We start from the raw sequence: 20,585 nt of genomic DNA on the forward strand, positions 1-20,585 counted from the left end.
CGACCCTGGCGAAAGGCGCTTCCGCGCGCGGCGTCGTAGACTGGTCGGTCCACCGCAGGCCGGTTCCCCACCCGGGAACCGGCCTGCTCGTCCCCCAAGGAGGTGCGCCGGATGACCACGACGATTCCCGCGCCAGGAACCCGTACGGCCGATGGCTCGGCCCTCCAGGCCGTGCTCCTCGACATGGACGGCACCCTGGTGGACACCGAGGGCTTCTGGTGGGACGTGGAGGTCGAGGTCTTCGCCGGCCTCGGGCACACCCTCGACGACTCCTGGCGGCATGTCGTGGTCGGCGGACCCATGACCCGCAGCGCGGGCTTCCTCGTCGAGGCCACCGGCGCCGACATCACGCTCGCCGAGCTCACGGTGCTGCTCAACGACGGTTTCGAGGCCCGCATCGAGCGCACGCTGCCGCTGATGCCCGGCGCCTCCAGACTCCTCGCCGAACTCGCCGCCCACGACGTCCCCGCCGCTCTGGTCTCCGCCTCGCACCGGCGCATCATCGACCGCGTCCTGACCTCGCTCGGCCCCCAGCACTTCGCGCTGACCGTCGCCGGCGACGAGGTCGAGCGGACCAAGCCGTTCCCCGACCCCTATCTGCTCGCGGCCTCCGGTCTCGGCGCGGACCCGTCCCGGTGCGCGGTCATCGAGGACACCGCCACCGGTGTCGCGGCCGCGGAGGCCGCCGGCTGCCATGTGGTCGCCGTCCCGTCCGTGGCCCCCATCGCCCCCGCCGTCCGGCGCACCGTCGTGACCTCGCTGGAAGAGGTGGACCTGCCATTTCTGCGCGGCCTGATGGCGGTCACGGCCAATTGAAAGCGCAACGAATTCCAAGATCGCGCGACTCCGCTCGGGACAGGGAATTCACCCGGCCGCGATGACTGAATTCCCACACAGGGGAATACCTTTCCACCTGTGACGTTGACCACGTACCGCGGCCTCTGAAGTGGTCGCCCGACGCCCCCGAACCCTCGGTTCGGGGGCGTTCGGCGCGCCTTTGTGTCCTGATTGACGAACAGTGCCCCAAACATTCCGTGGGTATTACATCGTTTGTGTCCACACCCGGTTCCGCAGCGTGATGGGAACTCAACTCCGGTGCGCGCGGGCCCCTCTGGCCGTGCGGGCTAATCTCGACGCGAGAACATCGCCGTACTGCCCAGGGCGCGCTCGCACCACCCCGCCAGCACCCGTCCTGGAACCCAGCTTTGGAGAACAAGCGCGCATGAACCGCAAGACCTTGGTGTTGCCGGCCGTGATCGGTCTGCTCACCCCGGTACTCGCCGCCTGCGGTGCCACCGACAGCGCGGGCGGCGGCGGGGACGCGATCGTCGTCGGCACCACCGACCGGTTCACCGCCTCCAAGCAGGCCCCGGCCCCGATCGACCCGGCCTACGCGTACGACGTCGGCACCTGGAACATCCTCCGCCAGACCGTCCAGACCCTCCTGGTCCAGCCGCGCGGCGACGGCGAACCGGAACCCGAGGCCGCCTCCAGCTGCTCCTTCACCGACTCCGGCAACGAGCGCTACGCCTGCACCCTGCGCGACGGTCTGAAGTTCGCCGACGGTGACCCGATCACCGCCGAGGACGTGAAGTTCTCCATCGACCGGGCCCGCTCCCTCAAGGCCGACAGCGGTGTCTTCGCCCTGCTGTCCACCATCGACCTCGTCGAGACCAAGGGCGACAACGAGGTGATCTTCCACCTCAACAGCCCCGACGCGACCCTCCCGTACAAGCTGTCCACACCCGTCGCCGGCATCGTCAACCCGGACGACTACGACAAGGACAAGCTGCGTGACGGCTTCCAGGTCGACGGCTCCGGCCCGTACACCCTGGACGCCGAGGTCGAGAACAACGAGCTGGTCCGAGCGGTGTTCACCAAGAACCCCCACTACAGGGGCCAGTTGGACCCGAAGAACGACAAGGTCGAGCTGCGCTCCTTCGACGGCGCCGACGCCATGGGCACCGCCCTGAAGAACGGCGACGTCGACCTGATGACCCGCACCATGACCCCGGAGCAGATCACCAAGCTCTCCGACGCGGCCGACAGCGACATCGACGTCGTCGAGTCCGCCGGCCTGGAGATCCGCTACCTCGCCTTCAACACCGACGCCTCGCCGGTCAGGAGCACCGCCGTCCGCCGGGCCATGGCCGAGGTCATCGACCGCGGCGAACTCGTCGCCAAGGTCTACGGCTCCCAGGCCGAACCCCTCTTCTCCCTGGTCCCCGCCGGCATCACCGGCCACTCCAACTCCTTCTTCAACAAGTACGGCGACCCGGACGTCGCCAAGGCGAAGTCGACCCTGGAGACGGCCGGCGTCACCGCACCGGTGAAGCTGACCCTCCACTACACGACCGACCACTACGGCGCCGCCACGAAGAAGGAGTTCGAGGTGCTGAAGAAGCAGCTCGACGACAGTGGCCTGTTCGACGTCACCATCAAGGGCACCCCCTGGTCCACGTTCCGCCCCGCCGAGCAGGAGGGCGAGTACGCGGTCTACGGCATGGGGTGGTTCCCGGACTTCCCCGACGCCGACAACTACCTCGCGCCCTTCCTCGACAAGGACAACTTCCTCGGCTCGCCCTACGCGAACAGCGAGATCCGCGGCAAGCTGATCCCCGAGTCCCGCCGTGCGGCCGACCGTCTCTCCGCCGCCGAGAGCCTCGCCGGCATCCAGGACATCGTCGCCGACGACGTGCCGATCCTGCCGCTGTGGCAGGGCAAGCAGTACGTCGCTGCCCGCGACGACGTCACCGGCGCCGAGTACGCCCTCAACGCCGCCTCCACCCTCCAGCTCTGGGAGCTGGGCCGCGGCAGAAGCGACTGACCGGACCTCACCATCCCTCCAGGCAGGGGCCGTTCGGCCTCGGGGGAGCCCGGAGTGCCCGCAATGCACCGACGACACAAGGCATCCATACGTGAACATACGCACCCAGTGGCCTGTCCTGACCATCGCGACAGGGCTGGCCGCCGGCCTGCTGACCGGTTGCGGCTCCGACTCGGGGGGATCCGGGGGCTCCGGTTCCAACGTCGTGGTGGGGATGTCCGACGACGTCCTCGCCACCGACCCCGCCTCCGGCTACGACCCTGGCTCCTGGCTGCTCTTCAACAACGTCTTCCAGTCGTTGCTGAGCTTCCCCAACGGCGCCACCGAGCCCGAACCGGACCTCGCCAAGGAGTGCTCCTTCGAGGAGGGCGGCACCACGGTCTACGAGTGCACCCTCAAGGACGGCCTGAAGTTCAGCAACGGTGAGGCGCTCACCGCGAAGGACGTCAAGTTCTCCTTCGACCGCATGCTGAAGATCAACGACGACGCCGGCCCCGCGATCATGTTCCCCATGCTCGACAAGGTCGAGACCCCGGACGACAAGACCGTCCGCTTCGACCTGAAGTACGCCGACGCCACCTTCCCCAGCAAGATCGCCTCCGGCGCCGGCTCGATCGTCGACGAGAGCTCCTACGACGCCGACGGACTCCGTAAGGACGGCAAGGCCGTCGGCTCCGGCCCCTACAAGCTGGAGTCCTTCGGCAAGGACGAGGCCGTCTTCACCGTCAACGAGAACTACCAGGGCCCCGCCGACGTCGAGAACAGCGGCGTCACCCTCAGGTTCTTCCACGGAGACCAGGACGCCCTGAAGAAGGCCCTGCTGGAGGACGACCTCGACGTCACCTACCGCGGCCTCAGCGCCTCCGACATCTCCGACATCGAGACCGACACCTCCACCGCCAGCGGCGTCGAGATCGTCGACGGCACCGGCGCCGAGGTCCAGCACCTCGTCTTCAACATGGACGACCCGGTCACCGGCAAGCTCGGCGTCCGCCAGGCCATCGCCTACCTCCTCGACCGCGAGGCCCTCGTCGACGAGGTCTACCAGGGTACCGCCACCCCGCTGTACTCGATCATCCCGGCCGGCATCACCGGCCACAACACGGCCTTCTTCGACACCTACGGCGCCCGCCCCTCCAAGGCCAAGGCCGAGGCCGCGCTCCGCGCCGACGGCATCAACGACAAGGTCGAACTGACCCTCTGGTCCACCCCGTCGCGCTACGGCCCCTCCACCGACCAGGAGTTGGAGGCCGTCGCCAAGCAGCTCAACGACAGTGGCCTGTTCGACGCCGACGTGAAGTCCGTCGCCTTCGACCGGTACGAGAAGGACATCGCCGCCGGCAAGTACGGCGTGTACGTCAAGGGCTGGGTCCCCGACTACCCGGACCCCGACAACTTCACCGGCCCCTTCTTCGGCAAGGGCAACGTGCTGGGCAACAACTACGACAACTCCACCATCACCGGTGAACTCCTCACGAAGACCGCCGCCGAGAGCGAGCGCTCCTCCACGGAGAAGGAGTACGCCGAACTCCAGAACATCGTCGCCGACGACGTCCCGCTCATCCCCATCTGGCAGGCCAAGCAGTACGCCGTCGTCCGCGACGACGTCTACGGCCTGGAGTACTGCCTGGACGCCTCCACCGTCTTCCGCTTCTGGGAGATCAGCAAGGACTGACACGAGCACGGGCCGACACCACGGCCCCGTACGACCGAGGGCGCTCCCTTCCACAAGAAGGGAGCGCCCTCGGGGCGTTGCGCAGGTTGCCGACGACTACTGCGCGCCGGGGCGCACCAGCCCGCTCTCGTACGCGTACACCGCCGCCTGCACCCGGTCCCGCAGCCCCAACTTCGTCAGCACATGGCCCACATGCGTCTTCACCGTGGTCTCGCTGACGAACAGGTCGGCGGCGATCTCCGCGTTCGACAGCCCCCGGGCCACCAGCTTCAGCACCTCGACCTCACGGTCCGTCAGTGTGTGCAGCGTGTCCGGCACCGGCTCCTCGCCCGACGGCAGATGCTCCGCGTACTTGTCCAGCAGCCGGCGCGTGATGCTGGGCGCGAGCATCGCCTCCCCACCCGCCACCACCCGGATCGCCTGCACCAGCTCATTGGCCGGCGCGTCCTTCAGCAGGAACCCGCTGGCGCCCGCCCGCAGCGCCTCCACCACGTACTCGTCCAGATCGAACGTGGTCAGCACCAGCACCTTGGCCGGACCGTCCCGCCCGGGACCGGTGATCTGACGGGTCGCCTCCACCCCGTCCATCCGGGGCATCCGAATGTCCATCAGCACCACATCGGGCTGCAGCGCCCGCACCTGGTCGAGCGCCTGGAGGCCGTCCCCGGCCTCCCCGACGACCGCGAGATCCTGCTCCGCCTCCAGAATCATCCGGAACCCGGTACGCAGCAGCGGCTGGTCGTCGACCAGTAGGACGCGGATGGCCACGAAAATCTCCTTCGGCTAGTCCGGCCCCATTCTGCCCTGCCCCTCGCCGGCCGACTCCGGTGACCTCACCTGGAGGGGGTACGGCGGGGGAGTCCCACCGAACTCCGGGCACACCGACCGGTGGTCGCACCAGCCGCACAGCTTCGTCGGCCGGGGCCGCCAGTCACCGGTCTCCGTGGCCAGCCGGATCGCCTCCCACAGCGCCAGCAGCTTGCGCTCCACCCGCTCCAGATCGGCGACCACCGGGTCGTACGTCAGCACGTCCCCACTGCCCAGGTAGACCAGCTGAAGCCGACGTGGCACCACCTGCTTCAGCCGCCACACCACCAGCGCGTAGAACTTCATCTGGAACAGCGCGCCCTCGGCGTACTCCGGTCGCGGCGCCTTCCCCGTCTTGTAGTCGACGATCCGCACCTCGCCGGTGGGCGCCACATCGACCCGGTCGATGATCCCGCGCAGCCTGAGCCCCGACTCCAGCTCCGCCTCGACGAACAACTCCCGCTCGGCGGGCTCCAGCCGCGTCGGGTCCTCCAGCGTGAACCAGCGCTCCACCAGCCGCTCGGCCTCCGCCAGCCAGTTCGCCAGCCGCTCACCCTCCGCGTCGTCCGCGAACAGTTCCGCGACCTCCGGCCTGGTCTCCCGCAGCCGGTCCCACTGCCCCGGCACCAGCGACCTGGCCCGCGGCGCCGTCCGCTCGGCCGCCGGCGCGTCGAAGAGTCTTTCCAGCACCGCGTGCACCAGCGTGCCGCGGGTCGCCGCCTCGCTCGGCTTCTCCGGCAGCCGGTCGATCACCCGGAACCGGTACAGCAGCGGACACTGCATGAAGTCGCCGGCGCGCGACGGCGACAGCGAGGCAGGCGGCGCGGCGGCGCGCACGACAGGACGGTCGCCCTCGCCACCCACGGGAACGGCGGGGGTGCCGTCGGTGCTGGTTTCCATGACCACAGACCATACGGCCCACCACTGACAGTGACCGTCAGGGGGCCCGTACGACCACCGTCCGACACCGCGCCCGCCGACACCCGTGTGCCTCGTGCGACGCGGGGGAAAACAGAGGGGGTGCCGGGGCGGAACGCGCCCCGGTGACGGCATAGCATCGACGACAGACCCTTCCGCCCGGCCACCGGGTGCGGAAGACGCTTCGAACGAGGGGACATCGTGGAGACGAGCGGCGGGAGCGGGCAGCCGCGGTCCGACAGTGAGCAGGCACCCGAGAGCGCCCACGGCGACGCGATCGGGACACCGGTGAACCAGGACGCCCCCACTCCGCCCGCCCCCACCCCACCGCCGACCGGCCCGAAGACACCTCCGCACCGGCCCCCGCCCCCACGCGACGGACGACGCCGAGAAGTCCACTGCCGCGACCCCCGCCGACGACGAGTAGGCCGACAAGGGCGACGCCCGACACCGGCGAGACGCCCGACAGCGCCGAGACCCGGACACCGCCGAGGCGCCCGACGACCGCGTGCCGTCCGAGAGCGCCGAAGCCTCCGGTGACCGCCCGCCCACCGACCCGGCGAGAACACCCGCACCCGCCGCCCCTGAGAAGGCGTCCCCACCGACCTGACCAAGGTGCCCACCCGGCGGACGAGGCCGGAGCGCACCGCCACGTCCGCGCGCCCCTACGCCCACTCGGACGCCGCCCCCAAGCCCCCGAGCGCCCCAAGGAGCCCGGTGGCGGCATCCTCATGGGCCGTCCCTTCGGCGTGCCCGTGTACGTCGCGCCCAGCTGGTTCCTGGTCGCCGCCCTGATCACCTGGGTCTTCGGCGGCCAACTCGACCGCGTCCTGCCCGAACTCGGCGCCCTCCGCTACCTCGTCGCCCTCTTCTTCGCGGTCGCCTTCTACGGCTCCGTACTCGTCCACGAACTCGCCCACACCATCGCCGCCCTGCGCTACAAACTGCCCGTGCGCCGCATCCAGCTGCAGTTCTTCGGCGGTGTCTCCGAGATCGAGAAGGAGTCCGAGACCCCGGGCCGTGAGTTCGTCCTCGCCTTCGTGGGCCCCCTCCTCTCCCTGATCCTCGCCGGCGTCTTCTACGTCGCCCTGCTCGCCGTCGAACCGGGCACCGTCCCCGGCGTCCTGCTCGCCGGCCTGATGATCTCCAACCTGATCGTGGCCGCGTTCAACCTCCTCCCCGGCCTCCCCCTCGACGGCGGCCGGATGCTCCGCGCCGTCGTCTGGAAGATCACCGGCAAGCCCATGAGCGGCACCATCGCCGCCGCCTGGGTCGGCCGGGCCCTCGCCGTCTCCGTCCTCATCGGCCTGCCGCTGCTCACCCAGTCCGGCATGCTCGGCTCCGCCGCCGAGGACAGCGTCGGCATGGACACCGTCCTCGACGCCCTGCTCGCCGCCATCCTCGCCGCGATCATCTGGACCGGCGCCGGCAACAGCCTCCGCATGGCCCGCCTGCGCGAACACCTGCCCGAACTCCAGGCCCGTGCCCTCACCCGCCGTGCCGTCCCCGTCGAAACCGACACCCCCCTCTCCGAGGCCCTGCGCCGCGCCAACGAGGCCGGCGCCCGCGCCCTCGTCGTCGTCGACCCCGACGGCGAACCCCTCTCCCTCGTCCGCGAGGCCGCCATCGTCGGCGTCCCCGAACACCGCCGCCCCTGGGTCGCCGTCAGCGTCCTCGCCCAGGACCTCACCGACGGCATGCGCGTCTCCGCCGAACTCGCCGGCGAAGAACTCCTCGACGCCCTCCGCGCCGCCCCGGCCACGGAGTACCTCGTCGTGGAGGAGTCCGGGGAGATCTACGGCGTCCTGTCCGCGGCCGACGTGGAACGGGCCTTCGTGAAGGCGATGGCCAGACCCAGCTGAGACAGCCCCTCCCCGGACCATGGTCGGCGCGCCCTCCGGGGACCGGTACGCTGGGTCACATGTCCGAACCGACCGGTGCCGCCCGCCGTCGCGGGCCCTTCAAGGTCGGGGACCAGGTCCAGCTCACCGACCCCAAGGGACGCCACTACACGTTCACGCTCGAAGAGGGAAAGAACTTCCACACCCACAAGGGTTCCTTCCCGCACGACGAGCTGATCGGCGCTCCCGAGGGCAGTGTTGTCCGCACCACGGGGAACGTCGCCTACCTGGCGCTCCGCCCCCTGCTCCCCGACTACGTCCTGTCCATGCCCCGCGGCGCCGCCGTGGTCTACCCCAAGGACGCGGGGCAGATCCTCGCCTTCGCCGACATCTTCCCCGGCGCTCGCGTCGTCGAGGCCGGCGTCGGCTCCGGCTCGCTCAGCAGCTTCCTGCTGCGCGCCATCGGCGACCAGGGCATGCTGCACAGCTACGAGCGCCGCGCCGACTTCGCCGAGATCGCCCAGGCCAACGTGGAGCGCTACTTCGGCGGCCCCCACCCCGCCTGGCAGCTCACCGTCGGCGACCTCCAGGACAACCTCAGCGACACCGAGGTCGACCGCGTCATCCTCGACATGCTCGCCCCCTGGGAGTGCCTGGAGGCCGTCTCCAAGGCCCTCGTCCCCGGCGGCATCGTCTGCTGCTACGTGGCGACCACCACCCAGCTCGCCCGGACCGTCGAGTCCATCCGCGAGATCGGCTGCTTCAACGAGCCGAGCGCCTGGGAATCGATGATCCGCAACTGGCACATCGAAGGCCTCGCCGTCCGCCCCGACCACCGGATGATCGGCCACACCGGCTTCCTGCTCACCGCCCGCCGTCTCGCCGACGGCGTCGAGCCCCCCATGCGCCGCCGCCGCCCCGCCAAGGGCGCCTACGGCGAGGACTACGCCGGACCCAACGCCGACGGCGGCTCCGGCCGCTGACCGCGACGCACGACGAACGCGCCCCCGCCGTGGCCGAGTTCCCCGCAGCGCCCGGGAACTCGGCCACGGCGGGGGCCCGTTGACGCACCACCCGAAAAGCTGCGGGAACCACGTACCCCGCCGTTCCACCCCACTGTGACGTGTGGCACCATGCGGGTCATCCCAACCGGCACAGCACCCTCAGGAGACGCTCCTAGTGCAGCAATCCGCCGTCCCGGAACTGGCACACGCGCACACCCGCCCCATCCACTGGCTCGCCACGGCCACCGCCCTCGCCGGCGTCGTCGCCCTGTCGTCCGCCCTCCAGCCCGACGCGGCGAGGCGGCCCAGCTCCCCGCGACAGCCCCGGCCCCGCCGCCGTGGCGCCCCCGACCCTGCCGAGGTGGACCTCCCGCTCGACTGCGGACCCGTCGGCGTCGTCGTGAAGAAGCAGGGCTCCGAGGACCTCGACGGGGACGGCCGGCCCGAGACCGTGGCCGTCGTGCACTGCGACGCCAGCATGGGCACCCCGCCCGACGGCGTGTACGTGCTCACCCGCTCCACCGACGCGGCGCAGCCCCGGGTCGTCGCCACCCTGGTGAACCCCAAGGACCGCACCACCGTCTCCGACTTCGCCGTCCGTGACGCCACCGTCACCGCCACCCTGCACGGCTACTCGTCGGCCGAGGTCCCCAACTGCTGCCCGGACGTCACGAACCCCGCCAAGTGGCAGTGGAAGAACGGGGCGTTCGTCCGCTCCACCCCCGCCGGGGCACAGAGCGTCTGACACCCGTCGCCTCCGGGCGAAGGGGATGTGATCACCCGGCAAACACGGTGTGAGAAAGCAGACACAGGGCGACGTGGAGTGCCGGCAGGGTCACTCCGCGTCAGGCCCGAAGACCTCGACCCTGTCCGAAACGCGACGTACATGGATGCACTCGCCCGGACACTCCTTGGCGGAGTCCACCACATCCGTGAGAAGCGGCAGCGGAACGGGCGTTGTCGCCCCCGGGGCCTGCAGCAACTCGTCGCCCGGACTCTTCACATAGGCCAGTCCGTCGATGTCCAGCTCGAACACCTCGGGCGCGTACTGCACGCAGATGCCGTCACCGGTGCAGAGGTCCTGGTCGATCCAGACCTCGAGCGCCTCGCCCGCGGCCTCCTGCTGCACGCTCATCTCTCCTGCCGCCTCATGTGTCGGGTCATCCGTCGAGTCATCCGCCGAGCCGGTCGGGAACGATGCAGGCTCTGACGGGTGTTGAACAGTTCGACCCTACCCGGGGCGGCTTCCCCATCATGTTCGGTGGGTATCCCCTTGACGTGAGGGAGAGCGCAAGGGTGAAGATCGGACACACCCCGACCGTCTTTGTGATCTAGGGGTTTCAATCGACACCCACCCAGGTAGGGTCTGGAAGCGTCCAGCTCCCCTTGGAGGAGGTGAGGACCGTGGCAGCCCACGACGACGACATGAACCGCGGCATCCGCCCGGGACGAGGGTCCGACGACCCGGCCGGGCAGATTGCCTACCTTGAGCAGGAGATCGCCGTCCTGCGACGCAAGCTCGCCGACTCTCCGCGACACACGAGGATTCTCGAAGAGCGGATCGTCGAGCTGCAGACCAATCTGGCCGGCGTGTCCGCGCAGAACGAGCGGCTCGCCAACACGCTCCGTGAGGCCCGCGACCAGATCGTGGCCCTCAAGGAGGAAGTCGACCGGCTCGCACAGCCGCCGGCCGGCTTCGGTGTCTTCCTCACGGCGAACGAGGACGGCACGGCCGACATCTTCACCGGAGGCCGAAAGCTCCGGGTGAACGTCAGCCCCAGCGTCGACCTGGAAGAGCTCCGGCGAGGCCAGGAAGTGATGCTCAACGAAGCTCTCAACGTGGTCGAGGCCATGGAGTACGAGAGCGTCGGCGACATCGTCACCCTCAAGGAGATCCTCGAGGACGGCGAGCGCGCCCTCGTGCAGGGGCACACCGACGAGGAACGGGTGGTGCGGCTCGCCGAGCCACTGCTGGACATCACCATCCGCCCCGGCGACGCCCTCCTGCTCGAACCCCGCTCCGGCTATGTCTATGAGGTCGTGCCCAAGAGCGAGGTCGAGGAACTCGTCCTCGAAGAGGTCCCCGACATCGGGTACGAGCAGATCGGTGGCCTCGGCAACCAGATCGAGATGATCCGCGACGCGGTCGAGCTCCCCTATCTCTATCCGGACCTGTTCAAGGAGCACGAACTGCGCCCGCCCAAGGGCGTCCTGCTCTACGGCCCCCCCGGATGCGGCAAGACGCTCATCGCCAAGGCCGTCGCCAACTCGCTGGCCAAGAAGGTCGCCGAGGTCACCGGGCAGGCCCAGGGCAAGAGCTTCTTCCTCAACATCAAGGGCCCCGAGCTCCTCAACAAGTACGTCGGCGAGACCGAGCGACAGATCCGCCTCGTCTTCCAGCGTGCGAGGGAGAAGGCCAGCGAGGGCACCCCCGTCATCGTCTTCTTCGACGAGATGGAGTCCCTCTTCCGCACCCGCGGATCCGGCGTCAGCTCGGACGTGGAGAACACCATCGTCCCGCAGCTGCTCGCCGAGATCGACGGTGTGGAAGGCCTGCAGAACGTCGTGGTCATCGGCGCCTCCAACCGCGAGGACATGATCGACCCCGCCATCCTGCGCCCCGGTCGGCTCGACGTGAAGATCAAGATCGAGCGTCCGGACGCCGAAGCGGCCAAGGACATCTTCCAGAAGTACCTCACCGAGCGTCTCCCGCTGCACACGGACGACCTCGGCGAACACGGTGGCTCCAAGACCACCACCGTCCAGAGCATGATCCAGACGGCAGTGGAACACATGTACGCCGAGTCCGAGGAGAACCGCTTCCTGGAGGTCACCTACGCCAACGGCGACAAGGAAGTCCTCTACTTCAAGGACTTCAACTCCGGCGCCATGATCGAGAACATCGTCGGCCGCGCCAAGAAGATGGCGATCAAGGACTTCCTCGACAAGAACCAGAAGGGCCTCCGCGTCTCCCACCTGCTCCAGGCCTGCGTGGACGAGTTCAAGGAGAACGAGGACCTGCCCAACACCACCAACCCGGACGACTGGGCCCGAATCTCCGGAAAGAAGGGCGAGCGGATCGTCTACATCCGTACGCTGATCACCGGAAAGCAGGGCGCCGATACAGGGCGCTCCATCGACACGGTGGCGAACACCGGACAGTACCTGTAGAACGCAGGGCGGCTGCGGGTGCCCTCAGTGGGTACCCGCAGCCGACTGTTTTCCAGGTGAAGGCCGGAGCAAGGCAATGACGCAAATGATCTCCCCACCAGCGCAGAGCCGTTCTAGGCTCTTTCGTACCGCCGAGTCGCGCAGTGCGGGGACGGGCACCGCACACGCACCGGAGCGCCAGCGGTACTTGAGCAGCGCCCCCGACCGAGGGCGCCGCCGGGCAAGGAGGGCCGCATGACCGTACGGCGAGTAATGGGCATCGAGACGGAGTACGGGATCTCCGTCCCCGGTCACCCCAATGCCAATGCCATGCTCACCTCGTCCCAGATCGTCAACGCCTACGCAGCGGCGATGCACCGGGCCCGCCGGGCCCGCTGGGACTTCGAGGAGGAGAACCCGCTGCGGGACGCGCGAGGCTTCGACCTCGCCCGCGAGGCCGCCGACTCCAGCCAGCTCACCGACGAGGACATCGGCCTCGCCAATGTCATCCTCACCAACGGCGCGCGGCTCTACGTCGACCACGCCCACCCCGAATACAGCGCCCCCGAGGTCACCAACCCCCTGGACGCCGTCCTGTGGGACAAGGCCGGCGAGCGCATCATGGCCGAAGCCGCCGAACGCGCGGCACAGCTTCCCGGCGCCCAGCCGATCCACCTCTACAAGAACAACACCGACAACAAGGGCGCCTCCTACGGCACGCACGAGAACTACCTGATGAAGCGGGAGACCGCCTTCTCGGACATCGTGCGCCACCTGACCCCCTTCTTCGTCTCCCGCCAGGTCTTCGCCGGCGCCGGCCGCGTGGGCATCGGCCAGGACGGCCACGAACACGGCTTCCAGCTCAGCCAGCGCGCCGACTACTTCGAGGTGGAGGTCGGCCTGGAGACCACCCTCAAGCGCCCCATCATCAACACCCGCGACGAACCCCACGCCGACGCGGAGAAATACCGCCGCCTCCACGTGATCATCGGCGACGCGAACCTCTCGGAGATCTCGACCTATCTCAAGCTGGGCACGACGGCCCTGGTGCTCTCGATGATCGAGGACGGCTTCATCGCCGTCGACCTGGCCGTCGACCAGCCCGTACGCACCCTCCACCAGGTCTCGCACGACCCGACCCTGCAACGCCTCATCACGCTGCGCAGCGGGCGCACCCTGACCGCCGTACAGCTCCAGATGGAGTACTACGAGCTGTCGCGCAAGTACGTGGAGGAGCGCTTCGGAGCGGACGCGGACGACCAGACCAAGGACGTCCTGAGCCGGTGGGAGGACACGCTGAACCGCCTGGAGAACGACCCCATGAGCCTCTCCGGAGAGCTGGACTGGGTCGCCAAGCGGGAGCTGATGGAGGGCTACCGGCGCCGTGACGGCCTCGACTGGGACGCCGCCCGGCTCCACCTCGTCGACCTCCAGTACGCCGACGTGCGCGCCGAGAAGGGCCTCTACAACCGTCTGGTGGCCCGCGGCAAGATGAAGCGGCTGCTGACCGAGCAGGGCGTCGACGAGGCCCGTACGAAGCCGCCGGAGGACACCCGTGCGTACTTCCGCGGTCGCTGTCTGGAGCAGTACGCGGACGACGTCGCGGCGGCCTCCTGGGACTCGGTGATCTTCGACCTCCCGGGCCGGGACTCGCTCCAGCGCGTTCCAACCCTCGAACCGCTTCGCGGAACGCGAAATCACGTCAAGGAGCTGCTGGACCGCTGCCGCACGGCAGAAGACCTGGTCAGGGTACTTTCCGGCCACTGAACCGCGCTTCAATCGTGATCAGCGGGGCAGGGTGGAAACACCGCCGTCCGGGAATCATCGAGGTGGTCCCCGGACGTTGTGGAAACAACAGGGCCAATGTCGGACCCGGCTTGTAGGGTCTGATCATCACCGATCGGCAGGAATGCCGACCTGCCGACCATGTCGGGCAACAGAGCGGGGTGAGGGTTATGGCGACCAAGGACACCGGCGGCGGCCAGCAGAAGGCCACCCGTTCCACCGAGGAGACCGAGGCGGCGCCGGAGGCGCAGGCGTCGGAGGACCTCAAGGAACGCCAGGAGAAGCTGAGCGACGACGTGGACTCGGTTCTGGACGAAATCGATGATGTGCTCGAAGAGAACGCCGAGGACTTCGTTCGGTCATTCGTTCAGAAAGGTGGCGAGTGACCTTCGAATCGAAGGTTACTGGGGCTGCCTCGGATGGCAAGTGAAGAAGGTGCGAAGCGCTGCGTACGGTGTGGGGAGTTCAGACCGTATGCGGCGTTCGCTCGCAAGCGGTCGAATCTAGACGGCTTGCAGCGCCATTGCCGGAACTGCGCGACCAGCGTCCCTAGCCGAGACATGGAGTCTCCGGTGCTCGGCCCCGCCGATTGCGTGTCTGAGGGGCACAAGCGCTGTCGCGGGTGTGGTCAGGTGAAGCCGCACAGTGAGTGGCATCGAAAGCGCGAGGGCTTCGCCGGTCGCTGTAAGGCGTGCAGGACGGCGGCGCGACCCGCAGAGCATCTTCGGCGTAAGTACGGTCTCACCGAAGCCGACCGCGACGAGTTGATCGCCTCTCAAGGGGGCGTCTGCTGTATCTGTTTGTCGGCCCCGGCCGCGCATGTGGATCACTGCCACAAGACGGGTAGGGTCCGAGGCGTACTGTGCTTCAACTGCAATGCTGGCCTCGGTCTGTTGAGGGACGACCCTGACGCGTTGAACCGAGCTGCCGACTATCTGGAAGGAAACGCGTGGAAGCCAACACTCGTAGCACCGGGCGTCTACCAGCTGCCTTCCTGACGCCTGGGTCGTCGTCCTTCATGGACTTCCTGTCGGACCACCAGCCGGAGCTGCTCCCCGGCAAGCGGCAGCTGCCGCCGACCCAGGGCGTCATCGAAGCTCCGCACGGCACGACGATCGTGGCCGTGACGTTCCCCGGCGGTGTGGTGCTCGCCGGTGACCGCCGGGCCACGATGGGGAACATGATCGCCCAGCGGGACATCGAGAAGGTGTTCCCGGCCGACGAGTACTCGGCCGTCGGGATCGCCGGCACGGCCGGTCTGGCCGTGGAGATGGTGAAGCTGTTCCAGCTGGAGCTGGAGCACTTCGAGAAGGTGGAGGGCGCGCAGCTCTCCCTGGAGGGCAAGGCGAACCGGCTCTCCACCATGATCCGTTCCAACCTCGGCATGGCCATGCAGGGCCTGGCCGTGGTCCCGCTCTTCGCGGGTTACGACGTGGACCGGGAGAAGGGCCGCATCTTCTCGTACGACGTGACGGGCGGCCGTTCCGAGGAGAGCGGGTACGCGGCCACCGGCTCGGGCTCGATCTTCGCGCGCGGTGCGATGAAGAAGCTGTTCCGTGCCGATCTCTCCGAGGACGAGGCGACGACCCTCGTCATCCAGGCCCTCTACGACGCGGCAGACGACGACTCGGCGACCGGTGGTCCCGATGTCGCCCGCCGGATCTACCCCATCGTCACCGTGATCACCGAGGACGGCTTCCGTCGGCTCACCGACGAGGAGTCCTCCGAGATCGCCCGCTCGATCCTGGAGCGGCGTCTGGAGCAGCCGGACGGCCCCCGGGCCGCGCTGCTCTAGCCGGTCCGGCCTCGACGGCCCCTCTTTATCAAGGTGATCCAGTGACTTCGACAGAAAGGGACGGATAACCGGTGTCGACGCCGTTCTATGTCTCACCCCAGCAGGCGATGGCCGACCGGGCGGAGTACGCCCGTAAGGGCATCGCCCGTGGCCGCAGCCTGGTCGTGCTGCAGTACGCCGACGGCATCGTGTTCGTCGGCGAGAACCCGTCCCGCGCGCTGCACAAGTTCAGCGAGATCTACGACCGGATCGGCTTCGCGGCCGCCGGCAAGTACAACGAGTACGAGAACCTGCGGATCGGTGGTGTGCGCTACGCCGACCTGCGTGGTTACACCTACGACCGTGACGACGTGACCGCCCGTGGTCTCGCCAACGTCTACGCCCAGACCCTGGGCACGATCTTCTCCTCCGCGGCCGAGAAGCCGTACGAGGTGGAGCTGGTCGTGGCCGAGGTGGGGGAGACCCCCGAGGGCGACCAGATCTACCGGCTGCCGCACGACGGGTCGATCGTGGACGAGCACGGTTCGGTCGCGGTCGGTGGCAACGCCGAGCAGATCAGCAGCTATCTGGACCAGCGGCACCAGGACGGCATGTCCCTGGCGGAGGCGTTGAAGCTCGCCGTCCAGGCCCTGTCGCGCGACACCAACGGCACGCAGCGGGAGATCCCCGCGGAGCGACTGGAGGTGGCGGTTCTGGACCGTACGCGTCCGCAGCAGCGCAAGTTCAAGCGCATCGTGGGCCGTCAGCTCGACCGTCTGCTGGAGGCGGACGGCGCCTCCACAGAGGCCGAGAGCTCCGAGGAAGAGGACGAGTAGCACCGGCGTCCGCAGGACCCGCCCGTAGTGCGCCCCGGCCGACACAGGCCGGGGCGCGCGGCGTTCGGTGCCTTTTGGCAGCGCGCCCTGAAAGGGCGCGTGCTCAGCTCCCTGCCCGTGCCGTGGACCCCCGCACCACCAGCTCCACCGGGATGTCTCCCTCCTTCGGTGTGCGCCCCTCCAGGACGGCCAGCAGGGCCTCCATCCCGCGCTCCCCGAACAGCTCCGCGTCCAGCCGGACGGTGGTCAGCTCGGGGTCGAGGGCGGTGGCGAGGGCGAGGTCGTCGAGCCCGGTGACGGACACGTCCTCGGGGATCCGCAGCCCGAGGCGCCGTACGGCCTTGTAGACCCCGGCGGCCAGCTTGTCGTCGTCGCACACCACGGCCGTGGGGCGTCTCCCGGTGCCGGTGTCGGTCAGGGCCGCCTCCGCCGCGGCCAGTGCCCCTTCGATGGAGATCGGCGCCGCGGCCGTGCGCAGCGACGCGCCCGGCACCGCGGCCACGCGTTCCGCGAGTTCCCGTGCGCGGACGTGGAAGGTCCAGGAGGGGATGTCCGCGGCGAGGTGCAGGAAGTCGAGGTGCCCCAGGGCGAGCAGGTGTTCGGTGACCTGGCGGATGCCGTCGCGGATGTCGAGGTTGACGGTCGCGGCTCCGAGGCTGCCGTCGGGGTCGCTGTCGAGCATGACGAGGGGCAGTTGGTCGCCGCGGATGGCGGTGAGCGCGTCCGCGGCCATGGAGGAGGCGATCACGCCGTCGAGGGCGGCCTGGGCCGAGGCGAAGGGGTCGCGGGCGGGGCCCACGCCCTCGGGGAGGGTAGAGGACCACGCCGAAGCCGTGGCGGGCGGCGACGCGGGCGGCTCCCGTGTAGACGCCGGCGAAGAACTCGGTGGTGAGGGCGGGGACCACCAGCAGGACGGTGCGGGTGCGGCCGAGGCGGAGGTTGCGGGCGGCGAGGTTGGGTCGGTAGCCGAGTTCGCGTGCGGCCTGGCGTACGCGTTCCGCGGTGGTCTCGGCGACGCGGCCGCGCCATTTGTCGCCGAGGACGAGGGAGACGGCGGCCTGGGAGACGCCGGCGGCCTGGGCGACGTCACGGCTCGTGGGCCGGGTACTACCTCGTGCCACCGTCGGCCTGCTCCCTCGTCTGGACTCGCGGTCAGGGCACATGGTACGTATGACCCGGAGACGTTATACGTAACACGTCGCTCGTGAGAGCCCGTCGAGAGGCAGGACATGGCCGCCGGATATCTCGAGATCCTCAGGACGCGGCACGCCGCGCGACTGCTCGCCGGAACACTGGTGGGCCGGCTGCCGAACGCCACCGCCGCCGTCGCGATCGTGCTCTTCGTCCGCGCGGAGGGCGGCACCTACAGCCTCGCGGGCGCGCTCGCGGCGGTGTACGGCCTGGCCAACGCCGTCGGGCAGCCGCTGCTGGGGCGGTTGGTGGACCTGTACGGGCAGCCGCGGGTGCAGTTCCCCGCGGCGGTCGTCTCCGCCCTCGCCATGGTCGTCTTCGCGCTGTCCGGGCTGGATCCGTTGGGGCTGGCGTATCTCGCGATGGCGGTCGCGGGGCTGTGCACGCCGCCGCTGGAGGGCGGGCTGCGGGCCCTGTGGTCCTCGGTGCTGCGCAGGGAGGAGCAGGTGCACACGGCGTACGCGATGGACGCCGTGGCCCAGGAGCTCATGTTCACCGTCGGGCCGCTGCTGGTGACGCTGTGCGTGGCGCTGTGGTCGGCGTCGGCCGCGCTGGTGGTGCTGAGTGTCATCGGGGTGCTGGGGGCGCTGTGGGTGGTCGTCTCGCCGCCTTCGAGGGCCTGGCGGTCCGCCCCGCGTGAGGCGCACTGGCTGGGCGCGTTGCGTTCGCCCGGGCTGCTGTCCCTCCTCGGCGCCTTCCTCTTCGTCGGTGTCGCGCTCGGCTCGATCACCGTCGCCGCCCTGTCGTACGCGGACGGCCACGGCGGGGACGTGGTGTACGGCTGGCTGATGGCGGGTGTCGGCCTGGGGGCGCTGGTGGGCGGCACGGCGTACGGCGCGCGGCAGTGGACCGGGGCGCCCGAGCGGCGGCTGCAGGTGCTGGTGGCGCTTCTGGCGGTGTGTTACGTGCCGCTGACGCTGATGCCGGGTCCGGTGGGGATGACCGGGCTGACGACCCTCGCCGGGGTGTTCCTGGCGCCGGCGATCGCGTGTGTGTTCGTCCTGGTCGACCGGCACGCGCCGCGGGGCACGGTCACCGAGGCGTTCTCCTGGATCGTGACGACGTTCACGGTGGGCCAGTCGGTCGGAACGGCCGTCGCCGGGCCGGTCGTCGAGTGGGGCGGGACGCTGTGGGGTTTCGTCGTGCCGGGTGCGGCGGGGGCCGTGGCGTTGCTGGTTCTGCTGGCCACGGGGCGGGTTCTCGCTGTTCCTTCCGGGGGTGCGGTGGTTGCGGTCTCATCGGAAAATGATCCAAACCGTGCTGCCGAACCCCGTTTCAGCTCGGTGGATCGGGCGTAATGTTCAGTCATGGACCGCCGCATTTTCGGGCTGGAGAACGAGTACGGCGTCACGTGCACGTTCAGGGGACAGCGCCGTCTGTCTCCTGACGAGGTGGCGCGGTACCTCTTCCGCCGTGTCGTGTCATGGGGCCGCAGCAGCAATGTGTTTCTGCGGAACGGAGCCCGCCTCTATCTCGACGTGGGCTCACATCCGGAATACGCGACACCCGAATGTGACAACGTGACCGAACTCGTCACTCACGACAAGGCCGGCGAGCGCATTCTCGAAGGACTGCTGGTCGACGCCGAACGCCGCCTGCACGAGGAGGGAATCGCGGGCGACGTCTACCTCTTCAAGAACAACACGGACTCCGCCGGCAACTCGTACGGTTGCCATGAGAACTATCTGGTGGCCCGGCACGGGGAGTTCTCCCGTCTCGCGGACATCCTGATTCCGTTCCTCGTCACCCGGCAGCTGCTCTGCGGCGCGGGCAAGGTTCTGCAGACCCCGCGTGGTGCGGTGTACTGCGTGAGCCAGCGCGCGGAGCACATCTGGGAGGGCGTCAGCTCCGCGACCACCCGCTCCCGGCCCATCATCAACACCCGTGACGAACCGCACGCGGACGCCGAGCGGTACCGCCGTCTCCACGTCATCGTGGGTGACTCGAACATGTCCGAGACGACCATGCTGCTCAAGGTCGGGGCCACCGACCTGGTGCTGCGCATGATCGAGGCGGGCACCGTCATGCGCGACCTCACCCTGGAGAACCCGATCCGGGCGATCCGCGAGGTCAGCCATGACATCACCGGCCGTCGCAAGGTGCGGCTGGCCAGTGGCCGGGAGGCCTCCGCGCTGGAGGTGCAGCGCGAGTACTACGAGAAGGCCGTGGACTTCGTGGAGCGCCGCGGTATCCGTACGGGCACCGTGGAGCAGGTGCTGGAGCTGTGGGGCCGCACGCTGGACGCGATCGAGGCGGAGGACCTCGACCGGATCGGTACCGAAATCGACTGGGTGATGAAGTACAAGCTCATCGAGCGGTACCGGGCCAAGCACAACATGACCATGTCGCATCCGCGGGTCGCGCAGATAGACCTCGCGTATCACGACATCCACCGTCGTCGTGGCCTCTACTACCTGCTGGAGAGGAAAGGTCAAGCCACCCGCATCTGCAATGACTTGAAGATCTTCGAGGGCAAGTCGGTTCCGCCGCAGACCACTCGGGCCCGGCTGCGCGGCGACTTCATCCGGCGCGCGCAGGAACAGCGCCGGGATTTCACGGTCGACTGGGTGCATCTCAAGCTCAACGACCAGGCGCAGCGGACCGTGTTGTGCAAGGACCCGTTCCGTTCGGTGGACGACCGGGTGGAGAAGCTGATCGCGGGAATGTGACCTCCGGTTGAGGAAACCGGCCCTCGGGCCCCGTACGTCCTCGTACGGGGCCCGTCGCACGCCTTAGAGTGGCGGGCGACCAGAGTGCCGTCTGAGATCTGAGGAACA

The 20,585-nt window shown here is 69.0% G+C and carries 17 protein-coding genes and 1 pseudogene; 14 read left to right on the forward strand and 4 right to left on the reverse strand.

Features of this window, described 5'->3' with window-relative positions:
• Positions 1–111 precede the first annotated feature (111 nt).
• The 3 genes from E4N62_RS27305 to E4N62_RS27315 all read left to right on the forward strand — a co-directional run bounded on the left by E4N62_RS27305 (position 112) and on the right by E4N62_RS27315 (position 4,502).
• Positions 112–816, forward strand: a complete 705-nt coding sequence (locus tag E4N62_RS27305) for an HAD family phosphatase (protein WP_230218957.1) — start codon at positions 112–114, stop codon at positions 814–816.
• 406 nt (positions 817–1,222) lie between these two features.
• Complete coding sequence (locus tag E4N62_RS27310; RefSeq protein WP_230218960.1) at positions 1,223–2,827, forward strand: ABC transporter substrate-binding protein; 1,605 nt, start codon at positions 1,223–1,225, stop codon at positions 2,825–2,827.
• Between the two features lie 91 nt (positions 2,828–2,918).
• Positions 2,919–4,502: an ABC transporter substrate-binding protein gene (locus E4N62_RS27315; protein WP_230218962.1), complete on the forward strand. Its 1,584-nt coding sequence runs from the start codon at positions 2,919–2,921 to the stop codon at positions 4,500–4,502.
• 96 nt (positions 4,503–4,598) lie between these two features.
• Here the strand turns inward: E4N62_RS27315 and E4N62_RS27320 are convergent, their stop codons facing one another.
• Both E4N62_RS27320 and E4N62_RS27325 read right to left on the reverse strand, forming a co-directional pair.
• Positions 4,599–5,270, reverse strand: coding sequence for a response regulator transcription factor (locus E4N62_RS27320; RefSeq protein WP_230218964.1), 672 nt, complete (start codon positions 5,268–5,270; stop codon positions 4,599–4,601).
• 15 nt (positions 5,271–5,285) lie between these two features.
• Positions 5,286–6,209, reverse strand: coding sequence for a RecB family exonuclease (locus E4N62_RS27325; protein ID WP_230218966.1), 924 nt, complete (start codon positions 6,207–6,209; stop codon positions 5,286–5,288).
• Positions 6,210–6,958: 749 nt separating this feature from the next.
• Between E4N62_RS27325 and E4N62_RS27330 the strand changes: the two genes are divergently transcribed.
• From E4N62_RS27330 to E4N62_RS27340, 3 genes are all read left to right on the forward strand, one after another.
• A complete protein-coding gene (locus E4N62_RS27330) occupies positions 6,959–8,089 on the forward strand; it encodes a site-2 protease family protein (RefSeq protein ID WP_230218968.1) in 1,131 nt (376 codons plus the stop codon).
• Positions 8,090–8,148: 59 nt separating this feature from the next.
• Positions 8,149–9,051, forward strand: coding sequence for a tRNA (adenine-N1)-methyltransferase (locus E4N62_RS27335; protein WP_045557089.1), 903 nt, complete (start codon positions 8,149–8,151; stop codon positions 9,049–9,051).
• Between the two features lie 196 nt (positions 9,052–9,247).
• The gene (locus tag E4N62_RS27340; RefSeq protein ID WP_230218970.1) at positions 9,248–9,817 is read left to right on the forward strand and encodes a hypothetical protein; all 570 of its coding nucleotides are present in this window, start codon (positions 9,248–9,250) and stop codon (positions 9,815–9,817) included.
• Between the two features lie 90 nt (positions 9,818–9,907).
• Here E4N62_RS27340 and E4N62_RS27345 read toward each other — a convergent pair whose 3' ends face one another.
• Positions 9,908–10,207: a ferredoxin gene (locus tag E4N62_RS27345; protein WP_230218971.1), complete on the reverse strand. Its 300-nt coding sequence runs from the start codon at positions 10,205–10,207 to the stop codon at positions 9,908–9,910.
• Positions 10,208–10,476: 269 nt separating this feature from the next.
• On the opposite strand from E4N62_RS27345, the gene arc reads away from it, so the two are divergent.
• From arc to prcA, 6 genes are all read left to right on the forward strand, one after another.
• Positions 10,477–12,243, forward strand: coding sequence for a proteasome ATPase (gene arc, locus E4N62_RS27350; protein WP_033531660.1), 1,767 nt, complete (start codon positions 10,477–10,479; stop codon positions 12,241–12,243).
• A gap of 234 nt (positions 12,244–12,477) precedes the next feature.
• Entirely contained in the window at positions 12,478–13,989 is a 1,512-nt protein-coding gene (dop, locus tag E4N62_RS27355; protein ID WP_338133446.1) for a depupylase/deamidase Dop, read from the forward strand.
• Positions 13,990–14,177: 188 nt separating this feature from the next.
• Complete coding sequence (locus tag E4N62_RS27360; RefSeq protein ID WP_005485230.1) at positions 14,178–14,393, forward strand: ubiquitin-like protein Pup; 216 nt, start codon at positions 14,178–14,180, stop codon at positions 14,391–14,393.
• Between the two features lie 33 nt (positions 14,394–14,426).
• Positions 14,427–15,005 (forward strand): endonuclease VII domain-containing protein, encoded by a 579-nt coding sequence (locus E4N62_RS27365; protein ID WP_230218972.1) that lies wholly within the window; start codon positions 14,427–14,429, stop codon positions 15,003–15,005.
• Entirely contained in the window at positions 14,957–15,802 is an 846-nt protein-coding gene (prcB, locus tag E4N62_RS27370; RefSeq protein WP_045557093.1) for a proteasome subunit beta, read from the forward strand. The genes E4N62_RS27365 and prcB overlap by 49 nt, the downstream gene beginning before the upstream one ends.
• Before the next feature lie 71 nt (positions 15,803–15,873).
• Positions 15,874–16,617, forward strand: coding sequence for a proteasome subunit alpha (gene prcA / locus E4N62_RS27375; protein ID WP_230218973.1), 744 nt, complete (start codon positions 15,874–15,876; stop codon positions 16,615–16,617).
• 103 nt (positions 16,618–16,720) lie between these two features.
• On the opposite strand, the pseudogene E4N62_RS27380 reads toward prcA, so the two are convergent.
• Positions 16,721–17,738, reverse strand: a pseudogene (locus E4N62_RS27380) (LacI family DNA-binding transcriptional regulator).
• 108 nt (positions 17,739–17,846) lie between these two features.
• On the opposite strand from E4N62_RS27380, the gene E4N62_RS27385 reads away from it, so the two are divergent.
• Both E4N62_RS27385 and pafA read left to right on the forward strand, forming a co-directional pair.
• Positions 17,847–19,106, forward strand: coding sequence for an MFS transporter (locus E4N62_RS27385; RefSeq protein ID WP_230218974.1), 1,260 nt, complete (start codon positions 17,847–17,849; stop codon positions 19,104–19,106).
• A gap of 9 nt (positions 19,107–19,115) precedes the next feature.
• Positions 19,116–20,477 carry a Pup--protein ligase gene (gene pafA / locus E4N62_RS27390; protein ID WP_013004876.1) on the forward strand — a complete coding sequence of 454 codons (1,362 nt, stop codon included), beginning with the start codon at positions 19,116–19,118 and terminating at the stop codon, positions 20,475–20,477.
• The last annotated feature ends 108 nt before the right edge of the window (positions 20,478–20,585 follow it).

Source organism: Streptomyces sp. MNU76 (assembly GCF_020982545.1).
Taxonomy (GTDB): Bacteria; Actinomycetota; Actinomycetes; order Streptomycetales; family Streptomycetaceae; genus Streptomyces.